The sequence below is a fragment of the Listeria monocytogenes ATCC 19117 genome (assembly GCF_000307025.1).
Lineage (GTDB): Bacteria > Bacillota > Bacilli > Lactobacillales > Listeriaceae > Listeria > Listeria monocytogenes_B.
Genome location: NC_018584.1, coordinates 1,620,629 through 1,636,982, shown reverse-complemented (window position 1 = coordinate 1,636,982; position 16,354 = coordinate 1,620,629). Strand labels below are relative to the sequence as shown.

Below are 16,354 nucleotides of genomic sequence, written 5' to 3'. Positions count from 1 at the left end.
AAAAAGGAATATGGAGGTGTGGATAGATGATAGTAATCTTGTATATTGCAGCGCTTATTGCCGCAATTGCGCTTTTAGTTATTGCCATCTACTTGGGAAAAACGTTAAAATCAACTTCCCAAACAATGGATGAGGTAGCTAAATCGTTAGAAAAAATAACAGTAGAAGTACAAGGGATTACAGGACAATCACAAAAATTGCTTGATAAGACCAATACACTTCTAGAAGATGTAAATGGCAAAGTTGCGAAAGTGGATCCAGTTTTTGATGCAGTTGGTGACATTGGGACTTCTTTACTAGGATTAAGTCAATCTGTTCGCGAACTAGCAACACTCGCAACAAACAAAGTAGAGCAAAACGAAGCGAAGATTTCTCAAGCTGTCTCAATTAGCAATTCAATTCTTTCTTTTAGAGAAAAGATGAAAGCAAATAAAGCAGCGAAAGAAGCAGCAAAAGAAGCAGCAGAACAATCTAATTTCTAATATAATTTGGAGGGATTTAACATGGCAGAAAAAGATGGTATTAATACAAAAGATTTTCTAATCGGTGGTTTAATTGGTGCAATCGTTGGTTCAGCCGCAGCACTTCTATTTGCACCTAAATCAGGTAAAGAACTACGCGAGGACTTAAATACACAAGTTGATACAATTAAAGAAAAAGGCAACCAATGGAAAGATGTTGCTTATGAAAAAGGTATCGAAATCAGTGGTGTAGCCAAAGGAACAAAAGATAAATTAGTTGATTCTGCTGGTGGATTTGTAGATGTAGTGAAAGACAAATCCGGTAAATTAGCAGATACTGTTTCTAAACAAAGCAAAGCCGTGAAAGAAGTTGTTTCACAAAACAAAGAAGAAAACCAAGAAGCTGCGAAACAAGCGGCAGACGCTGTGAAAAATGAAGCAAAAGACGCTGCGGACGATGTAGAAAAAGCAGCTGACAAAGCGAAAAAAGAAGCAAAAAAAGCAGTAGATGAAGGCAAAGACGAAGCGAAAAAAATTGCTTCTGACGTAAAAAAAGAAGTAAAATAAACTTAGTTCAAAAAACAGCCTTACGGGGCTGTTTTTTTATTAGGAAAAAATACATTATCTGCTTGTAATTTGATTTAAAACATGTTAACATTAGTTTTACATTATTCACTTTAATGCTTAAAAGCGATTAAGTATAAAAGTGGATTCGTGACAAATTATCTGTTTTCCTCTATAATGAGAAATAATCTTGGAGCAGATTTTTAGAAGGGTGGAAGTTAAATGGTTAATACAAATTTAGAGGAACTTAGAACACAGGTGGATCAATTAAATATTGATTTGCTAGAATTAATTAGCAAACGCGCTAATTTGGTACAAGAAATTGGCAAAATTAAAGGAACTCAAGGTTCTCTTCGTTTTGATCCATTACGTGAAAGAGAAATGCTTAACACGATTCTTGCAGCAAATGAAGGACCTTTTGAAGATAGTACGGTTCAAAAATTATTTAAAGAAATTTTTAAAGCGGGATTAGAGCTTCAAGAAGAAGATCACTCTAAAGCATTACTCGTTTCTAGAAAAAACAAAAAAGAAGATACGATAGTTACAGTAAAAGGATTGCCAATCGGGAATGGCGAACCAGTATTTGTTTTCGGTCCATGTTCAGTGGAATCTTATGAACAGGTTGCTGCGGTCGCTGAATCCATTAAAGCGAAAGGCTTAAAACTTATTCGTGGCGGCGCATTTAAACCTCGTACTAGCCCATATGACTTCCAAGGATTAGGTTTAGAAGGACTGAAAATTTTAAAACGTGTATCTGATGAATACGGTTTAGGTGTTATTAGTGAAATCGTTACGCCGGCTGATATTGAAGTTGCACTTGATTATGTAGATGTTATTCAAATTGGTGCAAGAAACATGCAAAACTTCGAATTACTAAAAGCGGCTGGCCGTGTGGACAAACCCATTTTACTAAAACGTGGTTTATCTGCTACAATCGAAGAATTCATTGGTGCTGCTGAATATATCATGTCACAAGGAAATGGCAAAATCATCTTATGCGAACGAGGTATCCGCACATATGAAAAAGCGACAAGAAATACACTTGATATTTCTGCCGTTCCAATTTTGAAAAAAGAAACTCATTTACCAGTTATGGTTGATGTGACGCATTCTACTGGTCGAAAAGATTTATTACTTCCATGCGCAAAAGCTGCTCTAGCTATCGAGGCAGATGGCGTGATGGCTGAAGTTCATCCAGATCCTGCAGTTGCATTATCGGATTCTGCACAACAAATGGATATTCCTGAATTTGAAGAATTCTGGAATGCAATTTTAGCAAGTAATTTAGTACCACATAAAATAAAGTAACATCAAAAAACCTTGGGATTCCAAGGTTTTTTGTTTTGCTATTAACAACTCATATTCTATCGGCATTTAATTTTGTGTAATAATGCCGTTTTGATATGAAAATAAATGAAAATAAAGAGTAAAAACAATTGCATATCGAAAAAAGTTATCGTATTATTAAAGGAAGGCTAGTTTGTTTACGTTTACAATGGTAGGTAGAGCCATTAAAATAATGAATATGGAGAGTGAATAGAGATGAATGTAACAATTTATGATGTTGCAAGAGAAGCGAATGTTTCTATGGCAACGGTATCTCGGGTAGTGAACGGCAATCCGAATGTTAAACCAGTAACAAGAAAAAAAGTACTAGATGTTATTAATCAATTAGGGTATCGTCCTAATGCTGTAGCTAGAGGCCTAGCGAGCAAACGTACAACTACAGTTGGTGTTATTATTCCAGATATTTCTAACGTGTTTTATGCAGAGCTTGCTCGTGGGATTGAAGATATTGCGACAATGTATAAATACAACATTATCCTCAGCAATTCGGACGAAAATGAGGATAAAGAACTTCAAGTACTTAACACGCTTCTTGGTAAACAAGTGGACGGAATTATTTACATGGGCGAACGTATTTCAGAACAATTACAAGAAGAATTTGACCGTTCTCCAGCGCCAGTAGTTTTAGCAGGAGCCGTTGATATGGAAAATAAATTTGCTTCTGTAAACATCGATTACAAACAAGCAACAAAAGAAGCGGTGAAACGTTTTGTAGATAATGGTCATAAGCAAATCGCTTTTGTAAGTGGTTCTCTAAACGAGCCGGTCAATCGCGAAATGAAATTAGCTGGTTACAAAGAAGCATTAGAAGAAGCTGGAATTTCTTATCAAGAAGACTACATTATTGAAGCGAAATATAACTACAATGCAGGTGTAAAAGTTTGGGCAGAATTAAGTGCCTTGTCTAAAAAACCAAATGCAGTGGTAGTTGCAGATGATGAACTAGCTATTGGTATTTTGAATGCCGCGCTTGATGCTGGAATCAAAGTCCCAGAAGACTTAGAAGTAATGACAAGCAACAATACGAAATTAACATTAATGTCACGCCCGCAACTTTCGACAATCGTACAACCTTTATACGATATCGGCGCCGTGGCTATGCGTCTACTAACAAAGTTGATGACGAGTGAAGAAGTAGATGAAAAAACAGTTATCTTACCACATAGTGAAAAACTACGTGGTACGACTAAAGAAAAAAAATAAGTTGACAGCATTTTTAACGGTATGTTATAAATGTATGTATACTTTTCATAACGAAAATGACTATGAACGGACGAAGTAGTTGCTTATTCTTATTCCTAGAGAGCTAGTGGTTGGTGGAAACTAGTAGAGGTAAGTAGACGAATTACATCCCGGAGTCACGCTGCGCAGGATAATGGCGCAGCCGGTGTTGAGCCGTTATTTTTTGAAGTAGGATTTATTCCTAAAAGTAGGGTGGTACCACGTTAATTAATACGTCCCTTCGCTAAACTGTTTAGCGGAGGGGCGTTTTTTATGTCCAAAAATAAAAGGAGAATGATGAAAATGAATATTATTGATGAATTAGAGTGGCGCGGAGCTATTTACCAGCAAACAGATGAAGAAGGATTACGCAAATGGGTAGAAGAAAAACAGATTTCTTTGTACTGCGGGATTGATCCATCTGGAGACTCGATGCATATTGGTCATTTAATTCCATTCATGATTTTACGCCGTTTCCAAAACGCTGGGCACCGTCCGATTATTTTAGTTGGTGGAGCGACAGGAACTATTGGCGATCCGAGTGGTAAAAAGGAAGAGCGTAAGTTACAATCAATGGAACAAATTAGTAAAAATGTGGAAAGTTTGCGCGTGCAACTTGGAAAGATTTTTGATTTTGAAGGTAATTCTGCGGCGAGCATGGTGAACAACTATGATTGGACAAAAGATGTGAGTATCCTTGATTTCTTGCGTGACTATGGAAAAGAATTCAACGTGAACACGATGCTTTCAAAAGATATCGTTGCTAGTCGTTTAGAAGTAGGGATTTCATTCACGGAGTTCGCTTACCAAATTTTACAAGCGATGGACTTTAATCACTTATATGAATTTAATGATTGCCGTTTGCAAATTGGTGGTAGTGACCAGTGGGGGAATATTACTGCTGGACTTGATTTGATTCGTAAAAAACAAGGCGAAAATGCCAAAGCTTTCGGTTTAACAATTCCTCTTTTAACAAAAGCTGATGGAACGAAATTTGGGAAATCAGAAGGCGGGGCAATTTGGTTAAATCCAGAAAAAACAACGCCATATGAGTTTTATCAATTCTGGATTAACACAGATGATCGTGATGTTGTGAAATACCTGAAGTACTTTACATTCCTAACAGAAGCAGAAATTGATGAGTTAGCAAAACAAGTAGAAACAGAACCGCATTTACGAGCTGCACAAAAAACGTTAGCGGCAGAAATGACCAAATTTGTGCATAGTGAAGAAGCGTTGGAACAAGCACTTAAAATTTCAAAAGCACTATTTAGTGGTGATGTAAAAGCGCTGACTGCGGATGAAATTGAACAAGGCTTCAAAGACGTTCCGACATTTGTTGCAGAAGATACGGAAGCAAACTTGGTAGATTGGTTAGTAACACTTGGTATCGAACCTTCCAAACGTCAAGCGCGTGAAGATGTTGCAAATGGAGCTATTTACATTAATGGGGAACGTCAGCAAGATTTAGAAAAAATCATGGATGCAAGTGACCGGATTGAAAATAAATTTACAATTGTGAGACGCGGGAAGAAAAAATACTTCTTAGTTTCTTATAAATAATAGGGAAAGCACTCGTTTTTAAAGACGAGTGCTTTTTTGTGCATAAAAAAACCTTACAAACACAACCGAAGTCATGCATTGTAAGGCTTTTAGTTCTAATTAACGGCTGTAGAATTCTACGATAAATGCTTCGTTGATTTCAGCAGCAAGTTCAGAACGTTCTGGTAGACGGTTAAGAGAACCAGTTAGTTTTTCTGCATCGAAAGTTACGTATTCAGGCACGAAGCTTGAAACTTCTAAGCTTTCAGCGATTGCAGAGTTTTTAGCAGATTTTTCACGAACAGAGATCACTTGACCAACAGATACTTGGTAAGAAGGGATATCTACGCGTTTGCCATCTACAGTGATGTGGCCATGGTTTACGAGTTGACGAGCTGCACGACGAGTGCGAGCAAGACCAAGACGGTAAACGATGTTATCAAGGCGTTGTTCTAGTAAGATCATGAAGTTCTCACCATGTTTACCTTGTAATTTACCAGCTTTGTTGAACGTGTTTTTGAATTGACGTTCAGTTAATCCATACATATGACGCAATTTTTGCTTTTCAGCTTGTTGCAAACCATATTCTGAGATTTTTTTACGTTGAGTTGGGCCGTGTTGACCTGGAGCATACGGACGACGCTCTAATTCTTTACCTGTTCCAGAAAGTGAAATTCCTAAACGACGGGAAACTTTCCAGCTTGGACCTGTATAACGAGCCATAAGAGACTCCTCCTTTTATTTGTTTTTGGTATAAAACAAACGTGACGTAAAACCAAATCAGGGCAGTTTACCTTCATATACCATCACCATAGCAGCCGCCGGTTACGCGATATACCACAGAATTACATCTGGGGGTAAACAACACACTCATTCATTTTACTCAAGCTGCATTTTACACATCTTCCAGTATAGTATAGTTACTAGTAGCTTGTCAATTTATTTCTTGAGTAATCGCATCACGGATTTTTTCTAGCCATAACTGGTCCACTTCATCAAAACGATTAAAAAGGGGACTATCAATATCAAGCACGCCAAGCAGTTGATTATTTTTTACAATTGGTAGAACGATTTCTGAATTAGAAGCTGCATCACAGGCGATATGTCCAGGGAAATCATGCACATTTTCGATTATATACGTTTTTTGATCTGAGGCAGCAGAACCGCACACACCTTTACCTAGTGGAATGCGAATGCAAGCAGGCAAACCTTGGAAGGGGCCGAGTACTAATTGATTTGTTTCTTTTTCAAGTAAATAAAATCCAACCCAATTAATATCAGAAAGTGCTTGATTTAATATAGAAGAAACATTACTTAGATTCGCAATTAGATTTGGTTCGCCAGCAATCATTGCTTGTACTTGTTTTAAAGCAAGTGCATAATTTTCTTCTTTTGTTCCGGTCATTTTTTTGATTTCAATCATTTTTTTATCCCCACATTTCTTTTCAAATAATGTCTTTAGTATAGCATGAACGACAAGGGATTTCGGGAAATTTGTTTTGTAATAGAATAGATTTTACTTGCTTTAAAAATTTTTTCGTTAAACGCAAGTAATTCTAGGCAAATCGTGGTAAAATAAAAGATGTGTATAATGAACTGAAAATGAGGAATAAAATATACTACATATGGAAAGATGTACATAATTGAAAAGATGTATGAGCAGCACGAGTGTGGCTGTTTTTCTTTCACAAGTTAACGTTGATGGGAGGATTTTGGATGTACTACATGTTAATCGGCTTTATTATCGTAGTTATTGCAGTCATTGGTGCAGGCTACATATTAAAAAGAAAACATTACCAAAGAATAAACGAGTTAGAAGAGAAAAAGATTAAACTCAGAGAGCGGCCGGTTATTGATGAACTTTCAAAAGTGAAAAAATTAAAACTAACAGGTCAGACAGAAGCGCTTTTTGAATCATGGCGTTCGTCCTGGGATGAAATTGAAACTAGATTATTTCCTGATTTAGAAGAAGTGTTATTAGAAGCAGAGATGAACACGGACCGTTACAAGTTCCGTTCTGCTACACACGCTGAAAATGATATTGAGCAAATGCTCGTTGTAATTGAAAAGCAAATGGATCAAATTCTTGGTGGACTAAAAGAGCTACTTATTAGTGAAGAAAAAAATGCCAAAGAAAGTCGTGCCACGAAAGAAAAATTTGCGGAGTTGCGCCGAGAAGTTTTGACAAGAGGATTTAAACTTGGAGAAACGTTACCATATATTGAGACAAAACTAAGTGAACTGTCAGAAAGCTTAAATAGCTATGATTCATTAACTGACCAAGGTGATCATTTAGAGGCACGAGAAATCGTTATAGTGGTTCAAAAAGAAATGCAAGTAATCGAAGCGCAAATGGAGCGAATCCCGTCATTACTGCATGAAACAGATACCATTTTGCCAGAAGAAATGACTAAACTTCGCGCTGGCTATGAAGAAATGGTGCGAAAAGGTTATTATTTAGCTCAAATGGAGTTAGATAAAGAGATTTCTCGCATGAAAAATCAAATTGATAAAATGAAAAAAAATGTAATTAATCTTGATTTAGATGAAGCGGAACAAGGAGTAGAAGAATTACATAATGAAATCGATTTGTTTTATGATACGCTTGAACACGAAGCAGAAGCTCGCCATTTCGTGAAAGAAAATCATAGCCCAACTTCTGACAAGTTACAACGCCAAAATGCCGTTTCAGATGCACTTGCTGAACAAATTACAGAAGTAAAACAAACCTATCATGTTGCTGAAGATGATCTAGCGGTTTATTTAAAAACGAGCGCTAAATTGAGTGAAGCAAAAGAAAACTTTGAACAATTAACTGCTCTAATTGCTAGTGGTGAGATTGCCTACTCGGCAGCGCAAGATACATTGAAAGAAATTGATGCAGCACTTATTACGATTAGCGCTGAGCAGGACAAATTCGCTGAAGAATTGCGTTCTTTGCGTAAAGATGAACTAGAAGCGCGTGATGATGCTGAACGGATGCGTCGTGCAATTATTACACTAGATCGCAAAATGGAACGAGAACGTTTGCCAGGTCTTCCAGAAGAGTATTTATCGCTACGAGAGCATATGGGGGAATCCATTAATGCGCTTGAGAAACGTTTGGAAGAGAAACCGCTAAATATGAAAGCAGTAAGCCAAAATTGGCGTATTGCAGAAGAAGATTTAACTCATTTAACTGAAAAAGCCGAGGAAATGATGGAAAATGTTCGCTTAGTTGAGCATGTTATCCAATATGCTAACCGCTATCGATTGCGTAACAAAGAACTTGCAGATGAACTCGTTCAAGCAGAAAACCATTTCTACAATGATTATCAGTATAAAAAAGCATTAGAAATTGCTGTAACCGCGCTGGAAAAAGTGGAAACAGGAGCATTTAAAAAAGTCGAAAAAGCGTATGAATCAAAAGTAAGCGTCGACGATATTGAATAAAAACGTAAAAACAGGTATTTCTATTTTTATAATAGGAATCCTGTTTTTTTATGAAAATAGTAGTTGGAAAGTGTTGGAATTATGATAAAATGGAGAGTGGAATATTGGGGAGGAGAATTTAGTTTTTATGATTTATTTCGATAATAGTGCGACAACAAAGCCAAATGCGGCCGTACTTGAAACATATACAAAGGTAGCGAGTAATTATTTTGCTAATCCTTCTTCGCTGCATCGTTTTGGTGCTAAGTCGAAAGAGCTGCTTGATGCATCAAGAAAACAAATCGCTGCGATGGTGAGCGCTTTGCCAGAAGAAATTATTTTTACATCTGGTGGCACAGAGGGGAATAATTTGGCGATTAAAGGGCTCGTTTATAGTTACCAAAATCGCGGGAAACATATTGTTACCTCTAGCATCGAGCATCCTTCTGTTCGTATGGTAATGGAAGAACTTGAGCAGGAAGGTTTTACTGTCACGTATTTACCAGTAGATAAAAACGGCGTCATCAAGATGGAAGCATTGAAAGCTGCACTCACAGATGAAACGATTTTAGTGTCTATTATGGGCGTGAACAATGAGGTGGGAAGCATCCAACCACTGCACGAAATTGGCGAAATGCTAAAATTGCTTGAACATACTTTCTTTCATGTAGATTTCGTTCAAGGTATCGGAAAAATACCACTTGCACTTAATGAGAATGCTATTGATTTGCTCACTTTTTCAGGGCATAAATTTCATGCTCTACGTGGAACCGGAATACTTTTTAAACGAAAAAATGTGCATTTGCATTCAGAAATTCTTGGTGGTGGGCAGGAAATGGGCTACCGCAGTGGAACAGAAAATTTAGCTGGGAATGTTGCGCTGGCAAAAGCATTACGACTAACGCTCGAAAATGAGCCACGAAAAGAAGCATTAATCGAGATTCGCGATTATTTACTAACGGAAATTGCGCAAATGTCTGATATGACAGTTCATACGAAACAAAGTGTCGCGGCTCCGCATATCGTTTGTTTTTCGGCAAAAGGGCATCGTGGGGAAATTTTAGTACATGCTTTAGAAAAAGAAGATATTTACATTTCCACCACTAGTGCGTGTTCTTCTAAGCAGAAGCTAGCAAGCAGCACGTTAAAAGCGATGGGTGTGACGGACGAAGAAGCAACAGGAGCAGTACGTGTTAGCTTATCGTATGAAAATCGTTTATCTGAAGCGAAAATTTTTATTCAAAAACTGCAAGAAATCATTGAAAATCTAAATAAAGTGGTGAAATAAATTGGAATTTGATCGTATGTTAATTAGATACGGAGAGTTATCTACAAAAGGAAAAAACAGAAAACAATTTGTGACAAAGTTGGCGCAAAACGTCAAACGTGCAATGACAGATTTGCCGGAAGTTCGTATTCACGGAGAACGTGACCGAATGTATATTATTTTAAATGGGGCAGATTATCAGCTCGTAGAAGAACGTTTAAAACCGATTTTCGGAATCCAATCCTTTAGTCCAGCTGTACGCGTCAATTTAGATGTAGAGGAAGTAAAAGCCGCTGCACTTGCCTTAGTACAAGATGCGCATGAGGAGAACGGAACATTTAAAGTCGCAGCAAGACGTAGCCACCGCGAGTTTCCGCTTGATTCTAATGAAATCAACCAAGAAATCGGTGCTTATGTATTACAAAATATGGAAGATTTAACGGTCAATGTTAAAAATCCTGATGTAAAACTAACCATTGATGTGCGTAAAGAAGGCGTATTTTTATCATGCCGGACAATTCTTGGTGCAGCTGGTCTGCCAGTAGGTTCATCGGGTCGTGCAATGTTAATGCTTTCGGGAGGTATTGATAGTCCGGTTGCAGGCTATTTAGCCCAAAAACGTGGCGTAGAAATTGAAGCAGTTCATTTTCATAGCCCACCGTATACAAGTGAACAAGCGAAACAAAAGGCGGTTGATTTAGCTGCAAAATTGGCTAAATACAGCGGACAGGTACAAATGCACATCGTTCCATTTACAGAGATTCAAGAAGTGATCAAACAACAAATTCCTGAAAGTGTGATTATGACCGTAACTCGTCGAATGATGCTTCGAATTACGGATGAACTTCGTCGCAGGAGAAACGGTTTAGCGATTGTTAATGGCGAAAGTTTAGGGCAAGTTGCCAGCCAAACATTGGAAAGTATGCTAGCAATTAACGCCGTAACAGCGACACCAATCATTCGTCCAGTCGTATCCATGGATAAAAATGAAATCATTCAAATCGCGCAAAAGATTGATACGTATAATTTATCAGTGCAACCATTTGAAGATTGCTGTACCATTTTCACGCCACCATCTCCAAAAACAAAACCAAAACTAGATAAAATCGAGCATTACGAAAGTTTCACAGATTTTGAAGCGTTAATTGCGAAAGCATTAGACAACATTGAAACCATTTCTGTGAATGTAGCGGAAACTGCACAAGTCAAAGATGAGTTTGCTGATTTATTTTAAGATTAACCGTTTATCCTTTTCTGGATAAACGGTTTTTGTATATTATATACATAATAAATAACTAAAAATGCATAAAATAGTTTTAAATATTAATAAAAAACCATTTGACATTATAAATATACATCATTATAATGAAAAGTATCATTTAATAATTAACGGGAGGGGTTAGGATGAAAGTTTCCATTATTGGTGCAACAGGATACGGAGGGCTTGAGCTAATTCGCTTGCTTCATCAACATGCTTCGGTAGACATAGCGACGTTACATAGTTTTTCCGCTCAATCAGAAACACTTGCAACCTTTTATCCTCATTTAAAAGATTTAGAAGCTAGCCCCTTAGAGAAAATAAATTCAGCAGAAATCATCGAAAAAAGTGATACCGTTTTTATTGCCACGCCTTCTGGAATCGCGAAAGATATTGCTCTCCCATATGTAGATGCAGGTTTGAATGTCATTGATCTATCCGGGGACTTTCGATTAAAAGACAGGCAGCTTTACGAAAAATGGTACGGAAAAAGCGCGGCTCCAATCGAGTATATCGCTAAGGCGGAATATGGTTTAGCAGAATTCCGTGATAAGAAAGAAGCTAGATTCATTGCTAATCCTGGATGTTATGCAACTGCAACTTTGTTAGGCATAGCACCTCTAGTGAAAAGCCAGTTGATTGATCCAACATCGATTATCGTAGACGCTAAATCAGGTATTTCCGGCGCAGGAAAAGTGCCCTCTGCAAGTACTCATTTTACAGAAACCAATGAAAACATGACACTTTATAAAATGAATTCTCATCAACATATTCCAGAAATTATGCAACAATTAACTAAATGGGATGAGACTATCCCAGCAATTCAATTTTCTACTTCGTTAATTCCCATCACAAGAGGAATCTTCACAACCATCTACGTTAAACCCAAAAATCCTATCACCCAAAAAGAGTTACATACGCTTTACAAATCCACCTACGAGAATGCTCCATTTGTCCGAATCCAACCAGAAAATGTATATCCGACTGTCAAACAAGTGACAGCATCGAATTACTGTGATATAGGTCTTGCTTATAATGAAAAAACGAATGTGATTACTATCGTTTCTGTGCTTGATAATTTAGTTAAAGGGGCGGCTGGTCAGGCCATTCAAAATTTAAACATAATGGCGAATTTTGCTGAAAGTGACGGATTAAGGTTTATTCCGGTGTATCCGTGAAAGGGGAAAAATAAAATGGAACTTGTCAAAGGAAATATCGCTTCACCAAAAGGATTTTATGCTGACGGAAAACATGCAGGGCTTAAAAGAAAACGAAATGATATTGGTTGGATTTATTCAGAAGTTCCAGCAAATGCAGCCGCTGTTTATACGATGAATCAAATGCAAGCCGCACCAATTTTTGTAACGAAAGATTCTTTTCAAAGTAATGCGAAGTTACAAGCAATTATTGTGAATAGTGGGAATGCCAATGCATGTACAGGGAATCAAGGTATGTTAGATGCACTTGCGATGCGGGCTCAAACGGCAGAAAAGTTAGATATTCCACTTGATTACGTAGCCGTTGCTTCCACGGGAATTATTGGCGATATGCTACCGATGGACAAAATCAACGCGGGAATAGAAATGCTAGAAAAGCAAACTGGAAATGCGGCCGATTTTGAAGAAGCGATTTTAACAACAGATACGTTTCAAAAACAAATCAGTTTTCAAACAGAAATTGGTGGTAGAAAGGTAACGATGTCAGGTGTAGCGAAGGGATCAGGAATGATTCATCCAAATATGGCGACAATGCTTGCTTTTATTACAACAGATGCCGCAATCCCGGCTGAATTATTGCAAAAATTACTAAAAATAAAAGTAGACAAAACTTTCAATCAAATAACGGTAGATGGCGATACTTCTACCAACGATATGGTGGTAGTCATGGCGAATGGCTGTGCAGAAAACCCGATGCTTCAGGAAGGGACAGCGGATTTTGCGAAATTTGCGGATATGTTTCAAGCGGTAACGGAGCACCTTGCTAAAAGCATCGCGCGAGACGGCGAGGGAGCGACAAAACTAATCGAGGTACAAGTTAATGGCGCTACAAAAACAGAAGATGCAAGAATGATTGCTAAAAAAATTGTTTCCTCTAGTCTCGTGAAGACGGCAGCTTTTGGTGGAGATGGGAACTGGGGACGTATTATTTGCGCGATTGGCTATTCAGGTGGCCGGTTTGCGCCAGATAATATTACGATTAAAATTGGCGGGATTGAAATTCTGAATCATAGCAGCCAAACCATTTTTAATCAACAGGCGTTAGATGCCTATTTAGAAGAAGAGCATATCATTATCGACGTTGATCTTCATATCGGACTTGAGTCAGGAACAGCATGGGGTTGCGACTTGAGTTATGAATACGTCAAAATTAACGCATGCTACCGGACGTAAGGAGGAATCAGGATGGAGAATACGATAGTCGTAAAACTAGGCGGTGTCGCAAGTGACAATTTAACAGAAGATTTTTTCCAACAAATAATACAATGGCAAGCTGCCAATAAAAAAATTGTACTCGTTCATGGTGGTGGGCATTATATTACAAAAATGATGAAATCTCTTGCTATTCCTGTCGAAACAAAAAATGGTCTACGTGTCACTAATAAAGCGACTCTTGAAGTGACAAAAATGGTTTTAATTGGCCAAGTCCAACCAGCTATTACCACTGCTTTTCAAAAACGTAATATTTCGGTTATCGGTTTAAATGCGGGTGATACAGGGTTACTAGAAGCAGATTTTTTGAACGACGCGAATTTGGGATTTGTCGGAAAAATAACGAAAGTAAAGACAGATTTAATCGAACAATTACTTAGCGAAAATATTATCACTGTGATTGCGCCGCTTGGTATAAACAGTGAATACGATTGGCTAAATGTCAATGCAGATACAGCCGCCTGTGAAGTAGCAAGCGCACTTCAAGCAGAAGCACTCTATTTACTAACAGATGTACCTGGTGTGAAAAAAGGTTCAGAAATTATTGGCGAAATAGCCACAGATGAAATAGAAAAGCTGCAAAATGCCGGCGTAATAAAAGGTGGAATGATTCCTAAATTAGCTAGCGCTGCCTTTGCTGCCGAAAACGGTGTCGGAAAAGTTATTATTACAGATTCCCTTAACACTAGCGGAACAAAAATAAAAAACAAGGTGGCGATTGGATGAAACATGTTTTTCCAACATACAAAAGGTTTCCTATTGATTTAGTTAACGGTACGGGCACGGTTGTAACAGATAAAAATGGTAAAACATATCTCGATTTCACTAGCGGTATCGCAGTTTGTAACCTTGGTCATTGTCCAGCAAATGTTGCAGAAGCAGTACAACAACAACTAACGAATATTTGGCACACATCGAATTTATATGAATGTGCTTTGCAAGATAGTGTCGCAGAATTAATTGCAGATGGTAAAGACAGATTAGTTTTCTTTTGTAATAGCGGAACAGAGGCAAATGAAGCAGCGCTCAAATTAGCTAGAAAATATACCGGGAAAGAAAAAATAATTACCTTTGAAAAATCTTTCCACGGACGTACTTTTGGTTCGATGTCAGCTACAGCCCAAGCTAAAATTCATCAAGGGTTCGGGGGACTTGTTCCTGGCTTCACTTACGTCCCTTATAATGACATCGAGGCTTTCCGAGCAGAAATCGATGAACATACAGCAGCAGTCATGTTAGAAGTAATTCAAGGGGAAGGTGGCGTCATCCCAGCAAATGCAGCCTTTCTTTTAGAGGTTCAATTGCTTTGCAAAAAAATGGGGGTATTATTAATTATTGATGAAGTGCAGACTGGGCTTGGGCGAACGGGGACGCTTTATGGATTTGAGCAGATTGGTTTAGAACCAGATATTTTCACTTTAGCAAAAGGGCTTGGAAATGGCTTGCCGATTGGAGCGATGGTCGGAAAAGCGAATCTAAGTAGTGCTTTTGGGCCAGGAAGTCATGGCTCTACTTTTGGAGGAAATAAATTGGCCCTTGCGGCGGCTAAAGAGATATTACGAACAATGAAACAAGCGGGATTTTTAGAAGAGGTAAATGCCAAAGCAGACTATTTTAGATATTTGTTAGAAGTGCATTTAGAGGCGTTGGATAATGTTTCTGTCATTCGTGGTGGAGGATTTCTGATAGGTATAGAACTTGAAAATACCGCAGAACCAGTTGTAACGGAACTTAGAGATAAAGGATTGCTAATACTAACTGCGGGGGCTAATGTGCTACGAATCTTACCACCTTTAACCGTCAGTTATGCAGAAATCGATCAAGCCATATATTTATTGAAAAGTGTTTTGGAAAACCAATTGATTGGGAGTGAAGAGGGATGACAATGTATGCGAAAAATAATACAGCTGGGAAAGATATGCTCAGTTTGCTTGAATGGAATAAAGAAGAATTGACAGATATTATTAAATTAGCTGTTGCAATGAAAACGAATCCAGCTCATTATAGTCATATTTTAAGCGGGAAAATTTTAGGAATGATCTTTGACAAGCCTTCTACTAGAACACGGGTTTCTTTTGAAGCCGGGATTCTGCAATTAGGTGGACAAGCGATAGTGATGAGTTCAAAGGAATTGCAAATCGGGCGTGGTGAACCGATTAAAGATACGGCGCATGTGATGTCAGAATATATTGATGCAATTATGATTCGGACATTTAGTCATGAAAAAGTAGAAGAATTGGCGTATCATGCAGAAATTCCAATTATTAATGGCTTAACCGACCTGCATCATCCATGTCAGGCGTTAGCGGATTTAATGACTATTTATGAATGGAAAGATCAGTTGGAAGGTGTCAAACTAGCTTATATTGGTGATGGTAACAATGTATGTCATTCATTGCTTTTAGCCGGCGCTATGGTCGGGATAGATATTCGCCTTGCGATGCCAAAAGGGTATGAGGTCGACGAAACAATTCTTGCAAAGGCAGAAAATCTGGCGAAGCAAAGTGGTGGCAAGATTTTCGTTACAGAAGATCCAAAACTTGCAGTGACTGATGCGGACTTTATTTATACGGATGTTTGGACAAGTATGGGGCAAGAAGATGAAAATGCGAAACGTTTGGCGGATTTTGGCGAAAAATATCAAGTAAATGCAGAATTAGTTAGTGGTGCCAAGCCTGATTACCACTTCTTACATTGCTTACCAGCACATCGGGAAGAAGAAGTGACAGCTGAAATCATTGATGGCAATCACTCGGTCATTTATCAACAAGCGGGAAATCGGCTTCATGCACAAAAAGCATTACTAGCAGCCATCTTGGAAGCAAAATAAAAAAGTCTGGCGTAAGTGCCAGAC

15 protein-coding genes and 1 other annotated feature are annotated in these 16,354 nt (G+C 38.1%); of the genes, 13 read left to right on the top strand and 2 right to left on the bottom strand.

Going from position 1 to position 16,354, the window contains the following annotated elements:
* Positions 1-26: 26 nt before the first annotated feature.
* From LMOATCC19117_RS08085 to tyrS, 5 genes are all read left to right on the top strand, one after another.
* Entirely contained in the window at positions 27-482 is a 456-nt protein-coding gene (locus LMOATCC19117_RS08085; RefSeq protein WP_003723567.1) for a DUF948 domain-containing protein, read from the top strand.
* 21 nt (positions 483-503) lie between these two features.
* Positions 504-1,028, top strand: coding sequence for a YtxH domain-containing protein (locus LMOATCC19117_RS08080; protein WP_003726506.1), 525 nt, complete (start codon positions 504-506; stop codon positions 1,026-1,028).
* A 219-nt stretch (positions 1,029-1,247) separates the two neighbouring features.
* Positions 1,248-2,333 (top strand): bifunctional 3-deoxy-7-phosphoheptulonate synthase/chorismate mutase, encoded by a 1,086-nt coding sequence (locus LMOATCC19117_RS08075; protein WP_003727368.1) that lies wholly within the window; start codon positions 1,248-1,250, stop codon positions 2,331-2,333.
* A gap of 234 nt (positions 2,334-2,567) precedes the next feature.
* Entirely contained in the window at positions 2,568-3,575 is a 1,008-nt protein-coding gene (gene ccpA / locus LMOATCC19117_RS08070; RefSeq protein ID WP_003727369.1) for a catabolite control protein A, read from the top strand.
* A gap of 53 nt (positions 3,576-3,628) precedes the next feature.
* Positions 3,629-3,837 (top strand) — a binding site (T-box leader).
* 59 nt (positions 3,838-3,896) lie between these two features.
* Positions 3,897-5,156: a tyrosine--tRNA ligase gene (gene tyrS, locus LMOATCC19117_RS08065; RefSeq protein WP_003726008.1), complete on the top strand. Its 1,260-nt coding sequence runs from the start codon at positions 3,897-3,899 to the stop codon at positions 5,154-5,156.
* Between the two features lie 99 nt (positions 5,157-5,255).
* Here the strand turns inward: tyrS and rpsD are convergent, their stop codons facing one another.
* Both rpsD and LMOATCC19117_RS08055 read right to left on the bottom strand, forming a co-directional pair.
* Positions 5,256-5,858: a 30S ribosomal protein S4 gene (gene rpsD / locus LMOATCC19117_RS08060; protein ID WP_003723325.1), complete on the bottom strand. Its 603-nt coding sequence runs from the start codon at positions 5,856-5,858 to the stop codon at positions 5,256-5,258.
* Positions 5,859-6,069: 211 nt separating this feature from the next.
* On the bottom strand, positions 6,070-6,558 hold the full coding sequence (locus LMOATCC19117_RS08055; RefSeq protein ID WP_003726007.1) for a GAF domain-containing protein: 489 nt from the start codon (positions 6,556-6,558) through the stop codon (positions 6,070-6,072).
* A 293-nt stretch (positions 6,559-6,851) separates the two neighbouring features.
* On the opposite strand from LMOATCC19117_RS08055, the gene ezrA reads away from it, so the two are divergent.
* The 8 genes from ezrA to argF all read left to right on the top strand — a co-directional run bounded on the left by ezrA (position 6,852) and on the right by argF (position 16,330).
* Positions 6,852-8,567 (top strand): septation ring formation regulator EzrA, encoded by a 1,716-nt coding sequence (gene ezrA / locus LMOATCC19117_RS08050; protein ID WP_003734347.1) that lies wholly within the window; start codon positions 6,852-6,854, stop codon positions 8,565-8,567.
* Positions 8,568-8,694: 127 nt separating this feature from the next.
* The gene (locus LMOATCC19117_RS08045) at positions 8,695-9,834 is read left to right on the top strand and encodes a cysteine desulfurase family protein (RefSeq protein ID WP_003726004.1); all 1,140 of its coding nucleotides are present in this window, start codon (positions 8,695-8,697) and stop codon (positions 9,832-9,834) included.
* A 1-nt stretch (position 9,835) separates the two neighbouring features.
* On the top strand, positions 9,836-11,047 hold the full coding sequence (gene thiI, locus LMOATCC19117_RS08040; protein WP_003727373.1) for a tRNA uracil 4-sulfurtransferase ThiI: 1,212 nt from the start codon (positions 9,836-9,838) through the stop codon (positions 11,045-11,047).
* 170 nt (positions 11,048-11,217) lie between these two features.
* Positions 11,218-12,249, top strand: a complete 1,032-nt coding sequence (gene argC, locus LMOATCC19117_RS08035) for an N-acetyl-gamma-glutamyl-phosphate reductase (RefSeq protein WP_003734346.1) — start codon at positions 11,218-11,220, stop codon at positions 12,247-12,249.
* A 15-nt stretch (positions 12,250-12,264) separates the two neighbouring features.
* Positions 12,265-13,461 carry a bifunctional glutamate N-acetyltransferase/amino-acid acetyltransferase ArgJ gene (argJ, locus tag LMOATCC19117_RS08030; protein WP_003731574.1) on the top strand — a complete coding sequence of 399 codons (1,197 nt, stop codon included), beginning with the start codon at positions 12,265-12,267 and terminating at the stop codon, positions 13,459-13,461.
* A gap of 12 nt (positions 13,462-13,473) precedes the next feature.
* Complete coding sequence (gene argB, locus LMOATCC19117_RS08025) at positions 13,474-14,226, top strand: acetylglutamate kinase (protein ID WP_003726000.1); 753 nt, start codon at positions 13,474-13,476, stop codon at positions 14,224-14,226.
* Positions 14,223-15,383: an acetylornithine transaminase gene (locus LMOATCC19117_RS08020; RefSeq protein ID WP_003725999.1), complete on the top strand. Its 1,161-nt coding sequence runs from the start codon at positions 14,223-14,225 to the stop codon at positions 15,381-15,383. Before argB ends, LMOATCC19117_RS08020 begins: the two co-directional genes overlap by 4 nt.
* Positions 15,380-16,330: an ornithine carbamoyltransferase gene (gene argF, locus LMOATCC19117_RS08015; protein WP_003725998.1), complete on the top strand. Its 951-nt coding sequence runs from the start codon at positions 15,380-15,382 to the stop codon at positions 16,328-16,330. The genes LMOATCC19117_RS08020 and argF overlap by 4 nt, the downstream gene beginning before the upstream one ends.
* The last annotated feature ends 24 nt before the right edge of the window (positions 16,331-16,354 follow it).